Here is a 24,648-nt window from a genome sequence, read left to right on the forward strand (position 1 = left end):
AAGAAGTTCAACGCTTCCTGCTGCGGAACCTTGAATCCCGTATCCAACCAACGCAGGTGGTAAAAAGGTGGAAACGTACTGGGTTGAATAATCGCTCCACTTCACGGAAATGAGTGGCTACTTGTTCCTCCCGGCCTGAAGGCGGGTCGTAACAAGGTAATACCAAATCTATGTCTGCTCGTGCGTTCATTCCAGTTATACCTTTACCGGGTTATAATTTTTCGTACACATTTCAAATGCCAGCTTTAACCAGATCAGCATACAAGGCAATGCTTTTAACGCATACGGGTATACATAGTGCGCTCGTATGTATTTCGGGAAAAGATCGGACGGAGACATGCTGGTCAATAGAAAGGCGAAGACCATCAAGGCAATATCCAATGTCGAACGTTTCCACGGTACAGCCGTATACCAAATAGCGACTCCGATAAACGCTATGATATAGGTACTGGACTCGCTACCCGTGCTGAACAGTACGACAAACATCAACACCGAGGCCAATAACGTTTTCCGGAAAGCCTCATATTTATATTGACCGATGCGTAGATATGGCAAGCCGAATACTATTAATCCTCCGGTTATCAGATAAATGTCCGGGTAACTAGCCAATCCCGATATCTTACGGACCATCCCCAAGAAGGAAATGTTTTGCATCAAGGCGAATAAATTATCGGAGTTCTTCTCACTTAGATCCACGAACCAAGCGGTATATTGCGAGAGAATGTAATCCGGTCCCGACAGGATCATGGGGGCCACGATCATGGCCAGCGCCCATCCGACACATGATAAGCTGAATTTTATCTTATGGCGGGAGAAAAAGGTCAATCCCGTGATACCATACAATTTAGTGAAGGTTCCAAGCATGATCATGAACGCTGTCCATATATCCTTTTCCTTCTCGATCAACGTATCGGAGAGAACGATGATCGCCGTGATGCTGATATTGAATTGCGACATGAAAAGCGAGGTAAGCAACTCGTGGGCGCAGAACCAATAGATAAAAATGTGCTCTCGCTTGATTCCCGGTAATATCTTGATCGCCCAGAATAAGAAAAGACTTTGCGTCACCGACCAAGTAAGCAGACCCAACCAGACCGGGGTAATGGCGAACGGAGCGATTACCAAACTAAATACCGGTCCGTAATGAAAAATGTCATTGTATTCTTCCGGGTAAGCGGCGTAGAGCGGCAACTCATTCAATGTATGCCAAAAGGATTGCCTGAAGATGGAAAAGTTGTTATATTTCCCGGGGAAATACTTAGTGATCCATGCGATAATCCCCAGCAAAGTCCATAGCCCCGCCAAGGTGCTATATCTGCTGAGAAAGGGCTTATGGATGATCGTATTGAGCTTATCTGTAAATCGTGTCATTGAGTCTATGATCTGTCTGCGGGGCAAAATTACGAAAAAATGCGGATTTTACATCGGACTTGCATTGGACTTACTACGGAGGTAGAACGGCCCTTTTCGTGTTAAATACGGGTAAGGATCTTTAGGAATAATTAAGCCGTTCGTGATGAACCGTTTTTCATGGGCGGGGAGCGGTGAACATTTTCGTCTCCTTGCTTGTTGCTGCCTTTTTTCCGCCGATTGTCGCGATTACGCCGTAAAAATACTATTTTCGCGACCGAAACTGATAAGAGATTATGCTATGGGTGAAATGCTGAGATATGCGATTTTTCGTGTCATTCTGTTCATGATGGGAGGCCTTCTTGTTCTCGGATGTTCGGATGAAGATGACGTGAATGATGGTGGAGGAACGGGCAAATATGGTTTGATACGGATGGCGGAGGAGGATTATGATCCGTCGAATACTGCCTATATCCTTCAAGATGAGGAACCGGACGAGGTTCTTTTCGATTCGTCACAGCGGAAATTCAAGGTGAATGAGCCTTTGCAGGTATCAGTTACCGGGCAGAAGGAGTTGATGCTCCGTTTCTATTCTCCCAGGGCTATACGTAATGTGATTGTCTGGGCTACGATTGAAGGCTATGAGGATGAGGTACGGTTTGCGGAGTTCACTACGGTTTTACCTTTTCAGGAGTTTAAAATGAAGTTGCCTTTTTGGGAGCGGGCGAAGGTTTATTATACACGTTCTGGCCAGGAGGTCACCATAGAGGCTCATCCGGATATCGTGGCCGAGAATATAAGTTTGCGGGTTGAATGTGGAGATCCGGTTTATCAAGGAATGATTAACGTGAAACCAAAGTGGAATATCTGGTTTGGCAAATATTCCGGTTCAAACTGGGGTAACTTCAGGCCACACCTAGCTCGTGAGGCGGTTGCTCTTTCCTTGAATATGGCGGCGATGTTTTCTTCCTCGCTTTTTGACGAGGAGCTGGAGAAGTGGCGTGGTAAGCTGATAAATAACGAGCAAATCGTGGATATAGACGTATTGAAGAAAAAAATCATGAATCATAGCGGATTATGTTATGGGCGTGTGGTGAATGTGGTCGGCCTGGGTGGGGGAAATACCTTTGGGCTAGGCGAATATGTCTATCTTACCCATTACGCAGATGATGCCAATGGTTCCGACACGCCGTATCACGAGTTGGCGCACTGCCTGGGATATGGGCATAGTGGGAATATGACGTATTATCCGGCGGAAGGAGGCTTCCCTACGATTTGTATGAAGGTTTACTCACAGCTTTCCGTGAGTAAGAAATTACCGGTTTATTCCCGCCGTTTCTTGCATACTCGGAGGAATAAGAATCTGGTAGAGAATAAAAGTTTGTATACCTCCTCGAGATACATTATCGATGATCCGGAGCTGGATGCCATAGACGGCGGGCTTGGGCTTGCCCCGATGGAGACAGATAGGGTCGGCGATGAGGGTTCTCCTCTCTCGTTTACGCTTTCCTCCTTGGATATTCCCGGCACTACGATGGAAACTTTTTGTCCGAAAGCGGTCCATCTTTATGGAAATACGCTATATGTAGCGAATAATGCTCCTGGACATTATAGCTTGGAGGTTTTTGATGTATCTTCCGGCAACGTACGTCATGTGAGAAGTATAGTTGGGTGGATGAATGGAGATAAGGAAGAGACCTTCGCGGGGGAACCAAACGGTGTGACTCGTTCGTATGGGAAAATATATGTCACGAATACGGGAAGTCGTACGGATGTGTTTGATGCGGAAACATATGAGTTCATTACTTGTATCGGTACAGGTACTTGGGGTGAGGGTGCCTATCAGACCGTTCATGCGTTTGATGTCACGGCTAGCCAAGGGGCTGTTTTTATCCGGGATAAACGAAAGCTGGTAGTAGTCCTAGAGCAAGATGTACAGCCCGGCTCTGCCGCCCGAGTACCTATATATAGCCGTAGCGTAAATTTGCAAGAGGCCATGGGAACTTATGCGGTAGCGGCGCGGAATGATGGCTTTTTGTATGTGACGGCCCAGAATAAAAACGTGATCTATTTATTCGATCCTGCGGACATTCGGGTAGGGAACGCGGGTTTCGCACCGTATCTGGTGGCATTGGGATTTGAGAAGTCACCTCAGTCGATAGCGTTTGTAGGAGACCGTTTGTTCGTTACACTCCGTGTCGATGATAAACGGTCGGAGCTGTGGGAGATCAGCCCTAAGAATGGGAAATTGTTGCAGGATTTTACGGATTCGATGGTCTATCCTGAGAAAATAGCCGGTGCTCGTCATACTTTATTGGTAGTGGATCGTGCGACTCAGACGGTAAAAGCCATTGGCCTATGATTTTTTATTGATTCTTAGAAATAAAGAAGATAGAGTTTCTAGAAAAAGTTTACATTTGCGAAAACTATTATAATAACGTATGAAACGTATCTTTTTGGTCGGATATATGGGGGCGGGTAAGACTACGGTGGGAAAGGATCTCGCCAAGCTCGCCGGTCTTTCGTTCATAGACCTTGATTACTATATCGAAGGGCGTTATCATAAGGCCGTTTCCCGGATATTCGCCGAGAGAGGGGAGGAGGCTTTCCGGGAGATAGAACGGAATATGCTTCACGAGGTCGCTGAGTTTGAGGACGTGTTGATTTCCACGGGAGGAGGCGCTCCTTGCTTTTTCGATAACATGGAGTTTATGAACGCTTATGGTACGACGGTTTACTTGAAGGTGTCAGTTGAGGAGCTGGCGAAGCGTCTGGAGTTGTGTAAACATACCCGTCCGGTGTTAAAAGGACGTTCCGGGGAGGAGCTGAGGGCGTTCATTGCCGAGAGTCTGGAGAAAAGGAATCCGTTTTATACGAAGGCGTCCATAACTTTTGATGCCGAGAAGATGTTAACAGAATCTGATGTACATGACATATCGAATGCATTAATGAAAATCCTATAGCATATGGAAGCGAATGACGGCCAGCAGGTACAAGGGGCCTATATCCCGCAGGAATTATTGAAAGAGATCAGCAAGGTGAATAACCGTTTGCTTATCGGTATTCCTCGTGAACGATGCGAGGCGGAAAAACGCTTGCCGTTGACTCCGGAGGCGGTGGATATGCTAACCGATTGCGGGCACCGGGTGTTGGTGGAAAGTGGTGCCGGATTAGGCATCAACTATTCCGATAACCATTTCTCGGAGGCGGGGGCGGAGATTGTCGATACGCCTGCGGAAGTTTTTCAAGCGGATCTGATCTTGAAGATATTGCCTCCGTTACCTGTGGAAATCGCCTTTATGAGACCTCGCACGACCGTTTTCTCATTGGTACAGTTTAGTTTATTCGCTCAGGAGGCTTTCGAGTTGATGATGGCGAAACGGATTACCGCTATCTCTTATGAGTTGATGGCGGACGATGATAATCGTTTCCCGGTGCTGAATGTCACTTCCGAGATCGAGGGGGCGGCTTCCATAACGATCGCTTCCGAGCTGTTGAGCAATACCCAAGGAGGTAAAGGGATCTTATTGGGCGGTATTCCGGGCGTATCCCCTACGGAAGTGTTGATCATCGGGGCCGGAAACGCTGGGACTGTAGCTGCGCGCGCCGCATTGGCCTTGGGGGCCTCCGTGAAAGTGTTCGATGATGATATCAATAAGTTGCGTATGATACAACAGGTCTTGGGACAGAGGCTTTTTACTTCCACGTTCCATCCGAATGTATTGCGTAATGCGTTTCGTAGCGCCGATGTGGTGATCGGGGCGATGCGTTATATTAATACGAGGCATCGCTATATTATCGCTACGGACTTGGTGCGTACGATGAAAAAGGGAGCTTTGGTGATCGATCTGAGGGTAAGCCAAGGCGGTTGCTTTGAGACGACCTGCTGCTTGTCAAGGGAAGATCCGCCGGTATTCGAGCAATATGGGGTATTGCATTATTGTAAACCGAATATCAGCAACCGGGTGGCTCGTACGACCTCGATGGCTTATAGTAATATATTCGTACCTCTATTATTGTCGTTGGGCGACGCCGGTTCCGTGCAAGGAATGATCAAATCAGATAAGGGTTTTAGGGCAGGAGTTTATATGTATTATGGGAAGACTGTGAATAGTTATGTGTCTAACCACTTTAATCTATCATCTAATAATCTTGATCTATACCTCTCCGCTTTTTGATGTGGAAAAGTTTTGAACTCGCGAAGTTTATGCTTTACTTTGCGGACGATCTAAATAGGATGTAGATAAATACGTTAATTTATATAATACTATGGTAGAACATTCAAAAGTAACCTCGCTAGATGAGGTTGTTATTCGTTTTTCGGGCGACTCTGGTGATGGTATGCAGTTGGCGGGAAACATTTTCTCTACAATTTCTGCGACAGTGGGAAATGGAATCAGTACTTTCCCCGATTATCCGGCGGATATCCGGGCTCCGCAAGGTTCTCTTACCGGAGTGTCTGGATTCCAAGTTCATATTGGTACCGGAAAGGTGTTTACTCCGGGTGATAAATGCGATGTGTTGGTTGCTATGAACGCTGCCGCCCTGAAGACTCAGTACAAATTTGCGAAGTCTACGGCTTGCATCATTATCGATACGGATTGCTTCCAGAAGACGGATTTAGATAAGGCTGCGTTTAAGACAGATAATCCGATTGAGGAGATGGGAATCAAGCAAGATGTGATTTCTGCTCCGATCTCCCAAATGGTGAAAGATTGTTTGGCAGACTCTGGTATGGATAACAAGTCTATGCTGAAATGTCGTAATATGTTTGCGTTGGGATTGGTTTGTTGGTTATTCAACCGGGACTTATCTATCGCCGAGAATTTCTTGCGTGAGAAATTCGCCAAAAAACCGGCCATAGCGGAAGCTAACATAAAAGTGGTACATGCGGGCTATGATTATGGACATAATACGCATGCCTCCGTAGATCATACGTATCGGGTGGATACTAAAGTGAAAGTTTCTGGAAAATATATGGATATCAGTGGTAACAAAGCGACTGCTTACGGTTTGATCGCCGCTGCGGAGAAGGCTGGTTTACGTTTGTTCCTCGGCTCATACCCAATCACTCCGGCTACGGATATATTGCATGAATTATCTAAGCATAAATCATTGGGTGTGACTACGGTTCAGTGTGAGGACGAAATTTCCGGTTGTGCTACCGCTATCGGTGCTTCTTTTGCGGGAGCTTTAGCGGTTACTTCTACCTCAGGTCCGGGTGTTTGCTTGAAGTCTGAGGCTATGAACTTAGCCGTTATCACTGAGTTGCCGCTGGTTGTTGTAGATGTACAGCGTGGAGGACCGTCAACGGGTCTGCCTACTAAATCGGAACAAACGGATTTATTGCAGGCATTGTTCGGTCGTAATGGTGAGTCTCCGATGCCGGTAGTGGCTGCCGCGTCACCTACGCATTGTTTTGATGCGGCCTATGCGGCTTGTAAGATCGCATTGGAACATATGACTCCGGTTGTGTTGATGACGGATGCTTTCGTGGCTAATGGCTCATCTGCTTGGCGATTACCGGATTTGGCGGATTATCCTTCCATCAATCCACCTTATGTGACTCCGGAGATGAAGGGACAGTACACGCCTTACCAGCGTAATCCGGAGACAGGAGTCCGTTATTGGGCTATTCCGGGACAAGAGGGGTATATGCATATTTTGGGCGGTTTGGAGAAGGATAGTAATACAGGTGCGATCTCCACGGATCCAGAAAACCATGATTTAATGTGCCGTTTACGTGCGGATAAAGTGGCGAAGATCCCTGTACCCGACGTGGAAGTGCAAGGCTGTGTGGATGATGCGGACTTGCTTATTGTCGGTTTCGGAGGTACATATGGGCACTTGTATTCTGCTATGGAGGAAATGAACCGAGCCGGTAAGAAAGTGGCTTTGGCTCATTTCACGTATTTGAACCCGCTGCCAAAGAATACGGCCGGGGTATTGAGAAAATATAAGAAGGTCGTGGTGGCTGAGCAGAATCTAGGTCAGTTTGCCGGCTATCTCCGTATGAAAGTAGACGGATTTGTTCCTTATCAATACAATGTAGTGAAAGGTCAACCGTTTGTTGTCAGTGAGTTGGTTGAGGCTTTCACCGATATCCTAAATAAATAATAACCATAAAGAACGTAAAGGTAATGAGCGAATATATAGCAAAAGATTTCAAGAAAGGACAACCGCGTTGGTGTCCGGGTTGTGGCGACCATTTCTTTTTAGCCTCTCTGCACAATGCGATGGCTGAGTTGGGAGTAGCTCCGCATGATACGGCCGTTATCTCCGGTATCGGATGTTCAAGCCGTCTTCCCTATTATATGAATACGTATGCTATGCAGACGATCCATGGCCGTGCGGCAGCCATATCAACCGGTTTTAAGGTGGCGAATCCGAATATGACGGTTTGGCAGATCTCTGGTGATGGCGATGGATTAGCTATTGGTGGTAATCATTTTATCCATGCGGTGCGCCGCAACATCGATATTAATATGATCCTTTTGAACAACCGTATCTATGGATTGACAAAAGGGCAATACTCACCTACTTCCCCGCGTGGATTTGTCAGTAAATCTTCTCCCTATGGAACGGTTGAGGACCCATTCCATCCGGCAGAACTTTGTTTCGGTGCCCGCGGCCGTTTCTTTGCCCGTGCCGTAGCGACCGATGCCCAAGGTACAGTGGCAGTCTTGAAGGCGGCAGCTAAGCATAAAGGAGCCTCCGTTTGCGAGATCTTGCAGAACTGTGTGATCTTTAATGACGGGACGCATGAGTCTGTTTATTCGAAGGCCGGCCGTGCGAAGAATGCGATTTATTTGGAGCATGGTAAACCTATGTTGTTTGGCGAGAACAAGGAGTTCGGTTTGATGCAAGAAGGCTTTGGTTTGAAAGTGGTGAAGATCGGAGAGAATGGTATCACTGAGAAGGACATATTGGTACATGATGCCCATTGTATGGATAATACTTTGCAATTGAAGCTAGCCTTGATGGAAGGTCCGGATTTCCCGATTGCCTTAGGTGTGATCCGTGATGTGGAAGCTCCAACCTATAATGAGGCTGTTCATGAGCAGATCGAGGAGGTTTCCGGTAAGAAGAAATACCATAATTTCCAAGAATTGCTGATGACAAATGATATTTGGGAAGTGAAAGAATAATCATTTCCTCTTCTGCTACAAGAAGCCACAAGCCCAAGTGAAAAATGGGGTTGTGGCTTTTTTCATTTAGGATATGATTTGTAAACTCTATATTACAAATAGACTAGGAGTTTTGTTAATTGCATGGAAAAGAGTAATTATTACTGAAAAATTTCCTTAATAAGGTGTGTGCGATAAAAAAAAATATTACTTTTGTACCGCGGTTAACAAGGTGGAGTTGCAGCAAGCTCCAAAAGGTCGGAAAGCCTCACCGTGTCGAACTAGAGTAGAGAGAAAAGTTATATAAAGTCAATCATTTAAATTAAATTCAAGATGGCTAATTTAGATTTAAGCAAGTACGGAATTGTAGATGTGAAAGAAATCATTCACAACCCGTCTTATGATGTTCTGTTCGCAGAAGAAACTAAACCGAGTTTGGAAGGCTTCGAGAAAGGCCAAGTAACTGAGCTAGGTGCTGTAAACGTGATGACTGGTATTTATACAGGTCGTTCTCCTAAAGATAAATTTTTCGTAAAGAATGAAGCCAGCGAAGATTCTGTATGGTGGACTTCTGATGAATATAAGAATGATAACAAGCCTTGTTCTGAGGCTGCTTGGGCAGACTTGAAGGCTAAAGCCGTAAAAGAATTGTCTGGCAAACGTTTGTTCGTTGTCGATACATTCTGTGGCGCTAACGAGGCTACTCGTTTGAAAGTACGTTTCATTATGGAGGTTGCTTGGCAAGCTCACTTCGTAACTAATATGTTCATCCGTCCGACAGCTGAGGAATTGGCTAACTACGGCGAACCTGATTTCGTTTCTTTCAACGCAGCTAAGGCTAAAGTTGACAACTACAAAGAATTAGGCTTGAACTCTGAGACTGCTACTGTTTTCAACTTGAAGACTAAAGAGCAAGTTATCTTGAATACTTGGTACGGTGGTGAGATGAAGAAGGGTATCTTCTCTATCATGAACTACTTGAACCCGTTGCGTGGTATCGCTTCTATGCACTGCTCCGCTAACACGGATAAAGAAGGCAAGAGTTCCGCTATCTTCTTCGGTTTGTCTGGTACAGGTAAGACTACTTTGTCTACAGACCCGAAACGTCTGTTGATCGGTGACGATGAGCATGGATGGGATAACGAAGGTGTATTCAACTACGAGGGTGGTTGCTACGCTAAGGTTATCAACTTGGACAAAGAGAGCGAGCCGGATATCTATAACGCTATCAAACGTGACGCTCTTCTTGAGAACGTAACAGTTGCCGCTGATGGTAAGATTGATTTCGCTGATAAGTCTGTTACAGAGAACACTCGTGTTTCTTATCCGATCTATCATATCGAGAACATCGTTAAGCCGGTTTCTAAAGGCCCGCACGCAAAACAAGTTATCTTCTTGTCTGCTGACGCATTCGGTGTATTGCCTCCAGTATCTATCTTGACTCCGGAGCAAACTCAATACTACTTCTTGTCTGGATTTACCGCTAAATTAGCAGGTACAGAGCGTGGTATCACAGAGCCGACTCCTACATTCTCCGCTTGTTTCGGTGCTGCTTTCTTGTCATTGCACCCGACAAAATACGGCGAAGAGTTAGTTAAGAAGATGGAAATGACTGGTGCTAAGGCTTACTTGGTGAACACAGGTTGGAACGGTACTGGCAAGCGTATCTCTATCAAAGATACAAGAGGTATCATCGATGCTATCCTTGATGGTTCTATTAACGAGGCTCCGACAAAGAAGATCCCGTATTTCGACTTCGAGGTTCCGACTGTATTACCGGGCGTAGATCCGAATATCTTAGATCCTCGCGATACTTATGCTGACGCTGCTCAATGGGATGAGAAGGCTAAGGATTTGGCTGCTCGTTTCATCAAGAACTTCGCTAAGTTCACGGGTAACGAAGCTGGTAAGGCATTGGTTGCTGCTGGTCCTCAGTTATAATTGCTTAAAAAACCTTGATCAAAAAAGGTCAAGGTTTAAAAATATCTTTATAAAAAAGCGTGGAATTACTAATTCTGCGCTTTTTTTATGATAACTGCGTTAATTTTATTATAAATGTGAAGTAGTTTTAAAAAATATTCCTACCTTTAGACCGGATTATCTGTTATAAGAAGAGCTTAAAAAGGAGTAATGATAAAAAAATTGGCACTTATTATTGGCTTTATAATTTGTTTGTCATCTTGTGGCAAGGATTATGTCTATCGGATTGAAGGGGAACTTTCTAATCTGGAAGATCAAACCGTATATGCTGTATTTGAGAAGGATAATTATAAAGTGGTTGATACAGTGGCTTGTACGAAACCCGGGCAGTTCCAGATCGATCAACATGAAGCGGGTTTCCATTGTGTGACTATCTTCTTTGCGGATAAAGAGCATTGGGTTACGGCTTATCTGGAACCGGGAGAAACCGTGAAAATCACGGGCGACGCTAACTCTCCATTGCTATTGCAGGTAAAGGGGGGACGGACAAATGATAAGTTGACCGCTTTTAAGAAAAAACTCGCTCCTTTGTTGACTGAATTAACAAATTTATCAAATTCTTTAAATAGTAAGGATTTGAATGATACGATTGAGGAGACAGATATCGCTGCTCGTTTGGCAAATGTGAATATGCAACTGAGCGAGGAAGCGATTCGGTATGTTAAAGAGAACCCGGATGAAGAGGCTTCTGCTGTCTTGATTCAATCTTTCTTTTCAGATCCCGATGATACTCGTAAAATTGATGAATTGTTGGCGTTATTGAATCCGAGGTTGAAAGACTTTTATCTGGTAAAGGAGCTGGAGCAATATAGTGCCCGTGCGAAACGCACGGCTTTGGGTGCGGAGGCTCCCGATTTCTCCGTAAAGAATATTTATGGAAATACGGTTAGTTTGGACTCTTTTCCGCAGAAATATTTATTGCTGACGTTTACCGCTCCTTGGTGTGATATGTGCCAGACTGAGGATCTATATCTGGATAAGGTAGCGATGAAATATCCGAAAGATCAGTTGGACATTCTTTTGGTTAGCTTGGACGATAATCCGGATAATGTCCGGGATGTACTGAAGAAGGATAGTATAGCGTGGAATCTGGTAACGGATTCGGCCGGACAAGCGGCTATGTTGATAGATCTGTATAACGTAAGCGTATTGCCACGCTGTTTCTTGATAGATGAGGATCATAAGATCTTGATGAAAACAGAGAATGGAATCGAGATCAAGCAAACACTGGAGAACTTGTTCGAAGACTGAGCGATTGAAAACAGGAGGTTCCGGTTTTAATTTGTAATTAGTAACTCAAAATTCTTAACTATGTTAGTAAAATCTTATGCCGCTGCCGTGCAGGGGATTTCCGCTACGGTCGTTACCGTAGAAGTGAACTGTTCCAAAGGTATCCAATTCTTTTTAGTCGGTCTTCCGGACGTGGCTGTTCGTGAGAGCCATGAACGCATTATCTCGGCTCTTCAAGTATGTGGTTATAAATTCCCCCGTAATCGTATCGTTATTAATATGGCCCCCGCAGATATCCGTAAGGAAGGGTCTTCTTATGATCTGCCTTTGGCGATCGGTATTCTGGCGGCGGCAGAGCAGATAGATTCATCCAACTTATCCAAATTCGTATTGATGGGCGAGCTTTCTATGGACGGGAGCCTCCAACCGATAAAAGGGGCATTGCCTATTGCTATCAAGGCTAGGGAAGAAGGCTTTAAGGGCTTTATCTTACCCAAGCAAAACGCTTGTGAGGCTGCGGTGGTGAACGATCTGGAAGTGTATGGAGCTTCGAATATCAAAGAGGTGCTGGAGTTTATGGAGGGGAAACCTACATTGCGGCCTACGGTCATTGATACCCGTAAGGAGTTTTACGACCGCCAGCAATTGTTTGATTGCGATTTCTCCGATGTCCGGGGACAAGAGAACGTGAAGCGTGCGATGGAGGTGGCCGCCGCCGGCGGACATAATCTGATCATGGTAGGTCCTCCCGGAAGTGGCAAGTCCATGTTGGCGAAACGTCTCCCTACGATCTTGCCTCCCTTTACCTTGCATGAGTCCTTGGAAACAACTAAAATCCATTCCGTAGCCGGTAAGATAGGAGGTGGCACCTCCTTGATGGTACAACGTCCTTTCCGCTCTCCCCATCATACGATCTCTAATGTCGCCATGGTAGGAGGGGGCACTTTCCCGCAGCCGGGAGAGATCAGCTTGGCTCACAATGGTGTCCTTTTTTTGGATGAGTTGCCGGAATTTAACAGGAGTGTCTTGGAAGTCATGCGGCAGCCATTGGAAGATCGAGTGATCAATATCTCCCGTGCCCGTTTCACGGTGGAATATCCGGCCGGCTTTATGCTTGTGGCCTCCATGAATCCTTGTCCCTGCGGCTACTACAACCATCCGGACCGTCCTTGCCTCTGTTCTCCCGGAGCCGTCCAGAAATATATGAACCGCATTTCCGGCCCTTTATTGGACCGTATCGATATCCAGATAGAGATTGTCCCTGTCCCTTTCGAGAAGATCTCCGAACGACAACCCTCTGAGCCGAGCCTCGCCATCCGCGAACGTGTGATCAAAGCTCGTACGATCCAAGAGAGACGCTTCGCCGCTTACGAGGGTATCCATTGCAATGCCCAGATGAACTCTAAATTGCTCCACCAATACGCTGTCCCTGATGCGGCAGGCCTCTCCATCTTGAAAACGGCCATGCAGCGCCTCTGCCTTTCTGCCCGTGCTTACGATCGTATCTTGAAAGTTTCCCGTACGATAGCGGACTTGGAAGGTTCCGAACGTATAGAGGTACGGCATCTGGCGGAGGCGATACAGTATAGGAGCTTGGATAGGGAGAATTGGGGGATGTGAGTATTGACTAACTATTCCTATACTCCTGCGGGCTCATGCCTACATGCCGCTTGAAATACTTCCCGAAGAAAGACATGTTCGTGAAGTTCAACGCATAGGCGATGTCGTGGATGGAAAGATTCGTTGATTTCAGCTGCGCTTTCGCGTCCATGATGACCATGTAGGTGATGATCTCTACGCAAGTTTTGCCGGTTGTTTGTTTGACGATGCTGCTTAGGTGCGCTTGTGTGATGCCAAGCCGCTTGGCATACCATGCAACGGATCGTTGCATGGTGTAGTTTTGCATTACTAATTGCGTGAAGTTCTTGCTGATTTGCTCCGCTTTGGAGAGGTTTTGTTTATCAGCCGTTTGATCTTTATACATGGTGCTAACTCCCATTAATATACCAGCGAATAAATGATTGATAACATTTCTGCTCAGCTGAGAGCCACACAACTCATAGGTCTTGATCAGCAATTCGAAATAGTCTTTCAATAGAGACAGTGTTTTGTCTTTCGGTTTATAGATCGGATTTTCTTTCACGATATAGTGCATATCTATGACCGATTTATTTGCGTTAGCCTTTTCAAGGAAATCGGACGAAAATCCTATGAAATAGATTTGCAGGTCTCCACCTATCTTATGAATCTGGAAAATACTGCCTGGCAAGATCGAGATAAAACTTCCCGGCTCTACCTTAAACTGCGTCAGGTTGATGGAGGCCTCCACCTCTCCGCTCAGGCAGAACACGAAGATCCCCGCTTTCAGTCGGCAGGGGTAATTGGCGTAGAGGCTCAGCAGACCGATATCTCCGGCCGTGAGCTTCCCGATGACCCAATCTTGGGGCAGGTCTATTTTAGGGATGTCTTTTTCCATGTCTCTCCTATCATTCCTTAAGCATGAATACTTGGCAAAAGTAGATATTTTCAAAGATTTGTCGTGTCTTTTCGCGGAATATTTCTTGTGCTTGGTAGGATTGAGCTTCGCTTTTCCTGGAAAGCATATTTGTTATTGTAATCCTGTCTTTTGTGACGTTTTGATCAAAAGGGGCCGCATATCGTGATAAGGCTGTTTCCTTGGTTTGCCAAAATAGCGGGAGCACACAGGTAATACACGGCCTTTTTTGTGAGAAAACCGTATTTTGGATACCTTTTAGGCGGCAAAAGTGTATGCGATAGGTGTCGTTGGGCAATGCCGATACTGCCGTTGGGCATCGTAAGTAGTCGAGAACTGGATCGTGAGTAGTCGTGAATGGGCATTCGTATACCGGTATAACCCGATTCTTGTCCCCCGGATTTCCCTTTTTTACGCTCCGAATATGAATTAGTATGAATTGTTTTCGTTAGAATAAAAGGCCGTTTTGGGATATAGAACTATTAAACAGTGGATTGTGGTTTTTTTCTTGAAAATTTGGGAACGGCACGTACTTTTACCCGGAATAATCGATTCTTCGGGAGTTAAGATTACAAATTGTCATTTTGTAACGATCTTTCTTCCACGGTCAAGGCGATGGCTTGTTGCTTTGTGCTATTTGAAAAAGAGAACAGAGGCTTACAAAAATCGGACATAATTGTTTTCTTAAACACTTCTGTATGTGTGGGAGTGAGAAGTGAAATCTAAAAAAGAGAATAGGTAATCATATAAACAGACCTTGTGTGTGTTGTTGGGATGTTGTTCTTTTGCAGTTGAATTTGGGTTTGAATATCCTTATTGTTGAGGAGTGAGTATATTAAAGATATTAATATGAGAAAAATGAGATTTATGAGTTGGGGGATGGCTTGTCTGCTGGGCGGATGCCTGTCGCTGGCCTCTTGCCAACAGGAGGAGTTGGGAGGAGTGCCTGTGGCGAAAGGGACGGGGACGATCACGCTCGAACTGAATGCGCAGCCGGGATTCGCTTCCGGTTCCAAGACGAAGGCGGTGGATGAGGCTGCCTATAAAGATAAGAATGGATATACGTTGCAGATCCTTTCTGGTGATAGGATTAAGGATGAGTTCTTATTTAAGGATCGGCCTGCCTCGATAGAGCTGGAGGAGGGCGCATATAAGCTGAAGGCTTTTTATGGCAAGGAACAAGTGGCTTCCCGAAATGAGTTTTACGTGTATGGAGAGAAGGCGTTTGGTGTGAAAGGGGGCGATCAGGACAAATCGGTCTCCGTTGAATGTGTGCCTACTTGCGCCAAGGTACAAGTGAATTTTGATGTGACGATGGCTACCTATTTCAGCGACTATAAGGTGGTGTATGATACCAAGGCGTTGAACGGATCTACCACGGCTACGTGGGCGAAAGGTGATATGGAACCTTGGTACCTGAAGGTCGATAAGGCGGGTGAGACGGTCAAGGCTACGATCACCTTGACTCCAAAGGCGGAGTATGAGACCAAGGAGGCCTCGGTCGTCCAGACAAAAACGTTAAGTCCGAACCAAGGCTGGACATTGAAGGTGAAGCCGAATTACAACCATGGCCAGTTAGGCTTGGAGATCACGATAGATGAGACAACAGAGGACAAGCCGATCGATATTGTAATCCCTCCGACTTGGAAATAAATAAGAAAAGGAAATGAAAGCATTGAATCAGATAGGAATGGCCTTTTGCCTGTTGGTGGGCCTGGCTTCTTGCGAGATGCGGGAAGAGATCTTGGGTAAGAAGGAATCGCAAGGTTCGGGTTTGTTACGCTTGTCCGTGGAGGCGATCGCCCCGAAGGTACAAACGAAGTCGGCGGTCGCTACGGATAACTTTGCGGTGAGTATCGTGGGGGTAAGCGATGAGGTGAAGGATTATACGAAGGATTTCGATAGGGTGAGCGACTTGCCCACTTCTATTGAGTTGTCGGTGGGTACGTATAATGTGGTCTCGCATACACCGGGCAAATTGGAGAAGCGGATGGATCACCCTTATTACTTGGGTAACAAGGAGTTGCTGATCGAGAAGGATAAGGATACGCAGGCCAACGTGCAGTGTAAGATGCGAAACAGCCGGATCCAATTGAACTATACGGTGGAATTCCTGGCCGCATTTCAATCGTGGACGATTACGTTGGATGATGGTTCTGGTATAGCGTATAGTGTGGAACACGACAATACGGTGGGAACAACTCCCAAAGCCGGTTACTATGCTTTCGAGGAGAACGGGGCTGAATATGTTACGTTGAATATCCTTGCGACTACCGTTACGGGTAATACGGTTACTTTTTCCCAGCCTTATTACAAGGCTGATGCGGAGACGGGCTATGAGGAGGGAGATGACTCTAATTTCAAGGGAGGCGATGCGTTGATTATCACCTTGGATCCTAAAGCTCCGGACGCACCGACGAGTGGTACGATTGGTATCGATGTTACGGTGAATGTCCTTTTCGCCAACTCGGATACGGAGGTGAAGATCGAGGTGAATGATAAGAATAAGCCTACAGATCCGGGAACAGATCCGGATCCGGACCCGACTCCGGGTGAACAAGAGCCTTCTATGGTGTTGCCTGCCGGAGGTACTTATTCTAAGACTGCGATACCGGCTGATTTGAATGCCGTATTGAAAGCACCTACTGGATTGGAGAGTGCGACTGTAAGGATTGAGACCAGCAATGCAGGTTTTAATGCGATATTGAAAGATCTTTCATTTGATAAAAAACCAGGAGATTTATTGACTGGTGCGGATTTGGTTAATAATTCTGCAATGCAGGAATTGTTTGATGCGATAGGGGGAGATAATCCAAAGCAAACACCTCAAAAGGGTGAGACCGAATATGAGTTTCCGATATCGGCTTTTTCTACTTTCTTAGGGGAGTTTGCGGGTACGCATACATTCTATCTTGAATTGACTGACGCAAATGGCAAGGTCGCTACCGGTTCTCTGACATTAACAATAACTGAGTAAGGGAGTATCGTATGAAAAAGATATTTTTTCTGTTGTTGTCCGTTGTGATTTTGTCTGCCTGTCAAGAGGAAGATACTTCTTTACAGGGTAAGATGGGCTATTTGCGATTGGATGTGACTGCGGTGTCAAGTACGAATACCAAGTCGGCTGTCCCGGAGAACTATAATCCGAAGCAACTGCATGTGGAGATCAAGGATGCGAGTGGAAACATCGTGAAACGCACGGACAATTTTGATCTGGAGTGGAAAGGGAAGGAAGTGATGCTGTCCCCGGGGAATTATACGATAGCCGCTTCTTCAAACGGTTTTGACGGGAACGCCTCGGGCGAGGGTATCCCTTATTATACGGGTTCTACAACGGTGACCATTCCTGTGGATGGCAGTTCGGTGTCTGCCTCGATTGTTTGTCGGTTGGCAAACGTGAAGGTGACATTCCGTTTCGATACTTCCGTGTTGAATGTGTTTAAGAGCTTAGCGATGGAGGTCGTTTCCTCTGTCTCAGGGGTGCTTCCGCAGTCGGCAACTTGCTCCTCGACTGAGCGGGTGGTCTATTTCCCGGTGGGGGATTTGACCGTGAGAACTGCTGTGACCAATATGGCAGGGACTACTTTCCCGGCGTTGGAGAGACCGATTACGGGTGTCAAGGCGCGCGATCATTATATCTTGAATTGCAAGTTGGGTGATTCTGGCAATAGCGGGATTACCGTGGAGGCGGATGACTCGGAGAAGGAATATACCTATACCTTCGAGGTACCTACGGTCGCTTCCACGCGACTGGGTGCGGAGACTCCGGCTGTGTTATGGAGCCGGTTCGCCCATTTGGAAGGCAGTATCCTGTCTAAGTCGGAATCTTTCGTGCCGGATCCGAGTGCGATGAGATTTGAGTGGAAAAAGAAGGAAGATGTGAATTGGAATACCTTAGCTTCCACGCAGGAGGGGGAGAATTATAAAGCTATCTTGACTGGTTTGGAACCGGGGACGGCGTACACGTATCGTCTTGTTTATAATAAGGAAAGTGATCAGTATGCGAGCGATGAGGTGATGTTTACGACCGCTACAGAGGTAGCCTTGTATAACGGCTCTTTTGAGCTTTGGAGTCAAAGCGGTAAAACCTGGTATCCGGGTTCTTCCGCTGAAGCTGGAAATACTACATCTTTTTGGAATACGAGCAATCCGGGTACATCTCAAGGCCTGGGTGCGATAGGAGGTGCTGTAAATCCGACAACAGGAGTCACCGATGTTGTTCATGGGGGAACTTATGCTGCACGATTGCAATCAACAGAGAAAGTGAGTGTTTTCGCCGCAGCCAGTTTGTATACTGGAAGTTTCTTGGGACTAGATGGGATGAGCGCAAATATGGAGTTTGGAAAGGGCTTTAATGCTCGTCCGATTGCCTTGAAAGGCTATTATAAATATATACCTGCTGTTATAAATAAGGTTGATAGAGTTCCTAATGGAGTAACAATAAAAGCAGGCGAGACGCTGGATCAATGTGCTATCTTTATTGCGCTGGCAAAAAAGTCGTTTACTTTCAATAACAAGAATGAAGATGAGTATATAAATTATGTGGATGATCCAGACATCATTGCCTATGGCGAGCTTCTCTCTGGGGCGGCTACGGAGGGTGATGGCTACGTGGAGTTCAACATCCCGTTGAAATATAAGAGTTTGACGGATAAACCTACTCATATTATTGTGGTATGTTCGTCCAGTAAGTATGGTGATTATATGACTGGAGGTGTTGGCAGTATATTATATGTAGACGATTTTTCTTTTATTTACGAGGGAGAGCCTGCTATTTGGTAAATTTTTGTTTTCCGGTCTCGTCGAAGGAGCTGCGCAAGGCTTCCGACACGGCTTTCCGCACCTTGGCCGAGGGCATCAACGCCGCCTACACGGTGAACAGCCTCGTGACGAAGGACGCCGCCAAGGAGACCGCCCTCGCCGCCGTGATCGATGGCGTGAACCAGTTTTTCGTGCAGCTACGCCAGGTGGTGCGTGCCCGGGGTGGCAAGGTCGGTGCCCTCGATCCCGTCGATCCAACGGAACTGACGGAACTGGGTGACGGAGACAGCGAATCGCCGGATGAGATTTAAGGAGGATGTGATCTATGACAGAATTAATCGTAATCCCCCATTTGAAAAAAGATCATCCGATCTCTCCGGAGGTGTTGGAAATGACTTTCCCCCCAGCTCCGGAGGGCTTCGATCCCGATGCGGAATTGGATAAGATGTGGGAGAAGATGGCGAAATGAGAGCATTACATGAATGTGCAAACAAGAAGAAATAAGCGTTATTAAAAAAACAATGCGATATAAAGTTTCTATAATTACAATTTTTTTGGTTGAATGGCTGTTGTGTGGTGCCAGCGAGGCACAGGCTCAACGGCGTATGCAACGTATCGACCGCGAGATACAGAAGACAGTCTTTATTCCTAAAGGAACATGGATGGCTGGTGGTACGGTATCTTATTCGGAGCATAACGAGAGTAACTTGAATTTCCTCGTCCTCAAGGATATCGAGGGGAAGGGATACGACTTTAGCGTAAGCCCTTATTTCGGTTATTTCTTTCGCGATAATATCTCTATGGGCGCACGTTTCGCCTATAAGCGGAATTTCTTGGATTTGGGTAATTTCGACTTGAACTTGGGTGAGGATTTCAATATCAGTTTAAAGAACTTGTATTATCTGGAGCATAAATATGAGGCCTCTTGCTTTATCCGGACGTATATGCCGATCGGCAAAAGCAAGATCTTCGGTCTTTTCAACGAGGCTCGGTTGACGTATGGGTATGGCACGGGAAAGAACTCTACCGGTTCCGGTGCGGAGTATGACGGCTCGTATCAGACAGTGCAGAATATGCAGATCGGTTTCGCCCCGGGTATGACGGCGTTTATCACGGATTGGTCGGCGGTAGAGGTGTCGGTCGGCGTGATGGGCTTCGACTTCAAGTGGATCGATCAAGAGACAAACCAAGTAGAGGAGGGACGGCAGCGGGTCTCTTCCGGGAATTTCAAGATCAATCTCTTCTCGATCAATATTGGTATGACGTTTTATCTGTAAGGAATGAAGATGAGGAATCGAAATATAATCTGTTATATAATATGCCTGTTGTCGTTGACCGCTTGCGTGATTGAAGATGATATCCCTTATCCGTTGTTGGAGGGTGCTATCCTTTCGATGACGGTGGAAGGGCAGCGTGCCGCTGAGGAAGGACAGGGCGTGGAGGCAACGATCGATGTGAAGGCGAGGACGGTGACCTTGTTCGTGAATGATTCGGTGGATCTCTCCCGTTTGAAGATCAAATCCTTGAAAGTGACAGAGGGAGCTACCTTGATGGCTGATTCGACCGCATGTGTGGATATACGCCGTTTCCCGACAGCGGGTTTCGCCTCTTTGGACAGTGTCTCTTCCGATGCGAATACGCGGGTGGATTTTACCAAGCCGGTTACCTTTACGGTGAAAACGTATCAGGAATATGTTTGGAAGGTGTCGGTGACGCAATTGATCAAACGGGAGGTAGACGTGACGGGTCAAGTGGCGGATGCCGTGATCGATCCGGTGAACCGTAACGTGGTTATCTATGTTTCTCCGGATCAATCGTTGAACAACCTGCAAGTGAACAGCATGACGCTGGGCGGGGAGTTCGGGCGTGTGGAACCGGATCCTACCGATCCGGCGGAGAGAGATTATTCGAAAGGTTCCCGGCAGTTTTATGTTGGATATAACTGGGAAGAGACAATGTCGAAATGGAATGTCTTCGTGTATCATAAGGAGAGTAATGCGGGGGGGGCGGAAGCATTCGCGATGGTAACCCGTGCTACGCTTTCCGGAAAGATCCAGAGCGGGAAGACGCCTATCGTGGAGTATAAGCGCCAGGCGGATGCGGCTTGGAGCACGTTGGCGGCTTCGGCTGTGAAGGTATCCGGTACCTCTTTTACGGCCTTGCTGACGGGGCTTAAGGCAGCCACTGCCTATCAATACCGGGTATCGGTGGATGGAATAGCGGGAGAGGAGCAATCTTTTAACACGGCAGAGCCGATGCCCTTGACAAACGGAGGCTTCGATGACTGGAGTTCCGTGGCCGCGGGCAAGAATACACTTTGGCAGCCTTGGGCGGAAGGAGGAACCTCTTTTTGGGATACGGGAAACAAAGGGGCTACCACCGTGGGCAACAGCAACTCCACGCCTACTACAGAGACGAGTACGGGAAGCGGGCAGGCGGCCTCGCTGGAGTCGAAATATATCGTCCTGAAGTTTGCCGCCGGCAACATCTTTACGGGTACTTACGTGCGGACAGACGGGACGAACGGTGTTTTGGAATTCGGCCGCCCCTTCACGAGCTTCCCCTCGAAGCTGCGGATCCATTATAAATACAATTGCGTCCCGATCAACAAGTCGGGCGATGATGATTTCAAGTATTTGATAGGTCGTCCGGACTCGTGCCAAATCTATATCGCTCTGACCGACTGGGATGCTCCACTGGAGATCCGTACCCGGCCTTCCGAACGTCAGCTCTTCGACCCTTCGGATCCGAAGGTGATCGCTTACGGCGAACTGACGAAGGGCGAGTCTGTCTCCTCGTGGACGCAAGCGGATATCGTGCTGGATTACCGCTACACGAACCGTACGCCTAAATACATCGTGGTAGTCGCTTCTGCCAGCAAGTATGGCGATTACTTCACGGGCGGCGAGGGTAGTAAGCTTTGGCTGGATGAATGTGAATTGATTTATGATTAAAATAGAAATATGAGACGATTGAATTTGATATATAGCATCCCTTTTCTGTTACTATTGTTAGGCTTATCAGCTTGCGTGAGTGAGGATCTTAGCCGTCCCGTAGGTAAAGGAATGGGATATCTTCGGTTGGCATTGGGAGATATTTCATCTGCGGTTTCTGCTGAGGTAGAAACGAAAGCGGGAACGCTTACTTTGCCCGAGGCGTATATGCCTGCGACAACGGATTTTATGATTGATATTAAACAAGGAGGCATTTCGCTTGAGGGGTATCCGAAACCATTTTCAGAGGTAGAGGGGCAGACCTTGGAGTTATCTACAAGTATTTATACCATAGAGGCGTACGCAGGAACGAATGAGATCATTCAAAAGAATCCCTATTTTTATGGTTCGAAGGAGGTGCGTATCGTGCCGGGAGAGAGCCTGGAGGAATCTATTGAAACCTCTTTGGGGAATACGATGTTGGTGTCTGTTGTGAATGACCATCTGAAAAAGCATTATACAGATTGGCGGTTGAAGGTAAAGGTTGGAGAGACTTCAGAGATCCTAGTATCCAATGAAGCTCCGGAAGGAGTCTTGTTCGCACGGTCTGGACAGGCTGTGAAAAATCTGTTTGAAGGTACGAATCTATTAGGTAAGCAAACCTCAAAGGAATGGGACTTGGTAGATCAGGTGGAGGCTTGCAAGGTATATATAGTTCGATGTAATCCAGATTTGTCGACCTTCTCGAACGTACAATTGCAGGCGGTCGCTATGCCAACGTATGAAGGGGATCTGCTGACGGGCTCTAACATAACGTTAGGCTGTCAAGCGAATGGGGCCCCTATTGAATTGGTGGAGAATTGGATGATCAGTGTTTTATACAATGACACGCCTATCCGGACTTATTCAGGCAATAATCTTACCGATGCCATGACAGAGGTAGAGGGGTGGCCATATGTTCCTAAAGGATGTAAGTTGTTAGCTTCTATCAGGCTTCGAACAGGCGAGGAATTTGAACTTTCCCCGGCAGATGTTACAGTTTCGGAACCGCAGTTCTCCGTGAGTGTGTCCGGTCGTACGAGTTATTCGGTCTATGCGAATGAGCACAATACTATCGCTGCGAATGCGATAAATGGATCAAGCATTATTGATATAGTGGCTACGGCAAGTATATCTGAGGATATATTGAATAATCCGAATTATCGGAATTTATTGAAGAGCAGTTATAAAACGGATACCGGGAAAGATTCCGGAGAGTTAGTGTATGGAATAAAAACACAATTTACCTCTCTTGCATGGCAAAAGCATGTGTTGACCGCAACAGTTGCTTTTGATGGAACAGAAAATGTTTCAACTCCGTTTGATTGCCATGTCACAGGGCTACCGTATAAGGCGGAGCCTCCAACACAAGATAAATGGAGAAAAGAGGAAGGAGATATTAAGTGGAATAGTGACCATGTAAGATTAGGCAACATTTCTACTTCCCAACCGCATTCTATAATCTCAAATAATTTTTATATTCCAGAGGATGTGAATGTGGAAGTTGCTACGAGGTATTATGTACAGGGAGGGGCGGTTGGAACTACTTTTAGTTTGTTTATAGGGACTAATGAGTTGTTTAAAACGACGGTTGAAGGAGCTCTTTTTAATTATAAAAGTGAGACAGTTGAGGATAAGCGTCCTTCTGTACTATCTTCCTCTAATAACTATGTCAAGTGTAATAATAGCTATGGATCAGGAAGGACGCATTCGGAAGTCTTTTATGTAAAGATTAGTTATAGATAAGAGTATAATGGATTCATTCAATATGAAAGGAAATTTTTTGTTGGGTTTAATAACCGCTTTCGCTCTTTTTTCCTCTTGTAGCAACATCCTGGAGGATTCCGGAAATTCCTTGGCGACAGCCAAGACTGGTAAACTCGGCCTTGCCCTTGAGGCAGATGCCTCCGTCTGTGTAACAACGAAAGCCACATCAACTACGTTTGTAACGATCAGCGACGAAGTTAAAAATAATCTGGTGATCACCGGTACAAAAGATGGCAGCCCTATTACTTTAGGCAAATCCTCCGATTTCGCCAATGGGGCCACAAAGGCCGTTCCCGCCGGTACCTATACAGAACTATCAGCCACTTACGATAAAATGACTGGCGATTTGCAGTTCGACAGCCCCACGCTTGCGGGGAAGACAACGGAAAGCGTAACCATTACCCCTAACGCTGCGGCTGCCTCCGCTTCTATTACAGCCACGCTCACCAACTCGATCATCACGATCAATACGGAAGAGTTCGCTAAGTTGCAGAAGATGGCTACGATCACCAAGCTTTATGTGTACACTGGTACCGCCGATGACCCTACGGAAGAGAACCCGGAATATACCCTGCTATCCACCGCAAATACCCTAGAAACCGGCAAGACCTTGTTCGTGAAACCCGGCCTCTCAAATGTATTTATCCGTATAGAAGGCAAGCTGATCGCAGACGAGACCAAGATATTCTCCATCTCGTCACAGATACGAGAATCGGAAGAGACTTCCATCACCGCTGCCACCAAGAACTACAGCGTACAATACAGTCTTGCGAACACGCAAGGCACATTAACGTTGACCATCAACGTAAACGGAACAGTGGAGATTGTCGAGATACCGGTAGAGGTCAATCCTTACGAGTGATTGTAGCGAGTCTGCGAAGGATGTATCATCTTACACCCGCGACATAACACATCTTACATGGATAACATGATACATATTGTTGGTGTAAGATGTGTCATCTTCTCA

The 24,648-nt window shown here is 46.4% G+C and carries 20 protein-coding genes; 17 read left to right on the forward strand and 3 right to left on the reverse strand.

Annotation, left to right across the window (positions count from 1 at the left end; translation table 11 throughout):
* Positions 1 to 7: 7 nt before the first annotated feature.
* Both E5342_RS04850 and E5342_RS04855 read right to left on the reverse strand, forming a co-directional pair.
* Positions 8 to 190 (reverse strand): hypothetical protein, encoded by a 183-nt coding sequence (locus tag E5342_RS04850; protein WP_236651525.1) that lies wholly within the window; start codon positions 188 to 190, stop codon positions 8 to 10.
* Between the two features lie 5 nt (positions 191 to 195).
* Positions 196 to 1,371: a glycosyltransferase family 87 protein gene (locus tag E5342_RS04855; RefSeq protein WP_121736886.1), complete on the reverse strand. Its 1,176-nt coding sequence runs from the start codon at positions 1,369 to 1,371 to the stop codon at positions 196 to 198.
* Positions 1,372 to 1,651: 280 nt separating this feature from the next.
* On the opposite strand from E5342_RS04855, the gene E5342_RS04860 reads away from it, so the two are divergent.
* The 8 genes from E5342_RS04860 to E5342_RS04895 all read left to right on the forward strand — a co-directional run bounded on the left by E5342_RS04860 (position 1,652) and on the right by E5342_RS04895 (position 13,307).
* Entirely contained in the window at positions 1,652 to 3,712 is a 2,061-nt protein-coding gene (locus E5342_RS04860) for a hypothetical protein (protein ID WP_135958926.1), read from the forward strand.
* Between the two features lie 79 nt (positions 3,713 to 3,791).
* Positions 3,792 to 4,313 carry a shikimate kinase gene (locus tag E5342_RS04865; protein WP_121736888.1) on the forward strand — a complete coding sequence of 174 codons (522 nt, stop codon included), beginning with the start codon at positions 3,792 to 3,794 and terminating at the stop codon, positions 4,311 to 4,313.
* 3 nt (positions 4,314 to 4,316) lie between these two features.
* Positions 4,317 to 5,528: an alanine dehydrogenase gene (locus tag E5342_RS04870; RefSeq protein ID WP_135958927.1), complete on the forward strand. Its 1,212-nt coding sequence runs from the start codon at positions 4,317 to 4,319 to the stop codon at positions 5,526 to 5,528.
* A 91-nt stretch (positions 5,529 to 5,619) separates the two neighbouring features.
* On the forward strand, positions 5,620 to 7,467 hold the full coding sequence (locus E5342_RS04875; protein ID WP_135958928.1) for a 2-oxoacid:acceptor oxidoreductase subunit alpha: 1,848 nt from the start codon (positions 5,620 to 5,622) through the stop codon (positions 7,465 to 7,467).
* Between the two features lie 23 nt (positions 7,468 to 7,490).
* Complete coding sequence (locus tag E5342_RS04880) at positions 7,491 to 8,498, forward strand: 2-oxoacid:ferredoxin oxidoreductase subunit beta (protein ID WP_135958929.1); 1,008 nt, start codon at positions 7,491 to 7,493, stop codon at positions 8,496 to 8,498.
* Between the two features lie 312 nt (positions 8,499 to 8,810).
* Positions 8,811 to 10,418, forward strand: coding sequence for a phosphoenolpyruvate carboxykinase (ATP) (pckA, locus tag E5342_RS04885; RefSeq protein WP_121737158.1), 1,608 nt, complete (start codon positions 8,811 to 8,813; stop codon positions 10,416 to 10,418).
* A 189-nt stretch (positions 10,419 to 10,607) separates the two neighbouring features.
* Positions 10,608 to 11,708: a TlpA disulfide reductase family protein gene (locus E5342_RS04890; RefSeq protein WP_121737159.1), complete on the forward strand. Its 1,101-nt coding sequence runs from the start codon at positions 10,608 to 10,610 to the stop codon at positions 11,706 to 11,708.
* A 60-nt stretch (positions 11,709 to 11,768) separates the two neighbouring features.
* Positions 11,769 to 13,307: a YifB family Mg chelatase-like AAA ATPase gene (locus E5342_RS04895; protein WP_135958930.1), complete on the forward strand. Its 1,539-nt coding sequence runs from the start codon at positions 11,769 to 11,771 to the stop codon at positions 13,305 to 13,307.
* 7 nt (positions 13,308 to 13,314) lie between these two features.
* Here the strand turns inward: E5342_RS04895 and E5342_RS04900 are convergent, their stop codons facing one another.
* Positions 13,315 to 14,163: an AraC family transcriptional regulator gene (locus E5342_RS04900; RefSeq protein ID WP_121737161.1), complete on the reverse strand. Its 849-nt coding sequence runs from the start codon at positions 14,161 to 14,163 to the stop codon at positions 13,315 to 13,317.
* A gap of 867 nt (positions 14,164 to 15,030) precedes the next feature.
* Here E5342_RS04900 and E5342_RS04905 point away from each other — a divergent pair.
* The 9 genes from E5342_RS04905 (at position 15,031) to E5342_RS04940 (ending at position 24,543) form a co-directional block, all read left to right on the forward strand.
* Positions 15,031 to 15,834 carry a DUF4493 domain-containing protein gene (locus E5342_RS04905; RefSeq protein ID WP_135958931.1) on the forward strand — a complete coding sequence of 268 codons (804 nt, stop codon included), beginning with the start codon at positions 15,031 to 15,033 and terminating at the stop codon, positions 15,832 to 15,834.
* Positions 15,835 to 15,847: 13 nt separating this feature from the next.
* Positions 15,848 to 17,158, forward strand: a complete 1,311-nt coding sequence (locus tag E5342_RS04910; protein ID WP_135958932.1) for a DUF4493 domain-containing protein — start codon at positions 15,848 to 15,850, stop codon at positions 17,156 to 17,158.
* 11 nt (positions 17,159 to 17,169) lie between these two features.
* Positions 17,170 to 18,963: a PCMD domain-containing protein gene (locus E5342_RS04915; protein ID WP_168354450.1), complete on the forward strand. Its 1,794-nt coding sequence runs from the start codon at positions 17,170 to 17,172 to the stop codon at positions 18,961 to 18,963.
* Positions 18,957 to 19,253: a hypothetical protein gene (locus E5342_RS04920; RefSeq protein WP_135958933.1), complete on the forward strand. Its 297-nt coding sequence runs from the start codon at positions 18,957 to 18,959 to the stop codon at positions 19,251 to 19,253. Before E5342_RS04915 ends, E5342_RS04920 begins: the two co-directional genes overlap by 7 nt.
* A 14-nt stretch (positions 19,254 to 19,267) precedes the next feature.
* Positions 19,268 to 19,411 carry a hypothetical protein gene (locus E5342_RS19300; RefSeq protein ID WP_168354451.1) on the forward strand — a complete coding sequence of 48 codons (144 nt, stop codon included), beginning with the start codon at positions 19,268 to 19,270 and terminating at the stop codon, positions 19,409 to 19,411.
* Positions 19,412 to 19,547: 136 nt separating this feature from the next.
* Positions 19,548 to 20,219, forward strand: coding sequence for a hypothetical protein (locus E5342_RS04925; RefSeq protein WP_135958961.1), 672 nt, complete (start codon positions 19,548 to 19,550; stop codon positions 20,217 to 20,219).
* 9 nt (positions 20,220 to 20,228) lie between these two features.
* Positions 20,229 to 21,896 carry a PCMD domain-containing protein gene (locus E5342_RS04930; RefSeq protein ID WP_210434959.1) on the forward strand — a complete coding sequence of 556 codons (1,668 nt, stop codon included), beginning with the start codon at positions 20,229 to 20,231 and terminating at the stop codon, positions 21,894 to 21,896.
* A 9-nt stretch (positions 21,897 to 21,905) separates the two neighbouring features.
* On the forward strand, positions 21,906 to 23,660 hold the full coding sequence (locus E5342_RS04935) for a DUF4493 domain-containing protein (protein ID WP_135958935.1): 1,755 nt from the start codon (positions 21,906 to 21,908) through the stop codon (positions 23,658 to 23,660).
* A gap of 22 nt (positions 23,661 to 23,682) precedes the next feature.
* Positions 23,683 to 24,543 (forward strand): DUF4493 domain-containing protein, encoded by an 861-nt coding sequence (locus E5342_RS04940; protein ID WP_135958936.1) that lies wholly within the window; start codon positions 23,683 to 23,685, stop codon positions 24,541 to 24,543.
* The last annotated feature ends 105 nt before the right edge of the window (positions 24,544 to 24,648 follow it).

Origin of the sequence: Parabacteroides distasonis (assembly GCF_004793765.1) — a bacterium.
Classification (GTDB): domain Bacteria; phylum Bacteroidota; class Bacteroidia; order Bacteroidales; family Tannerellaceae; genus Parabacteroides; species Parabacteroides distasonis_A.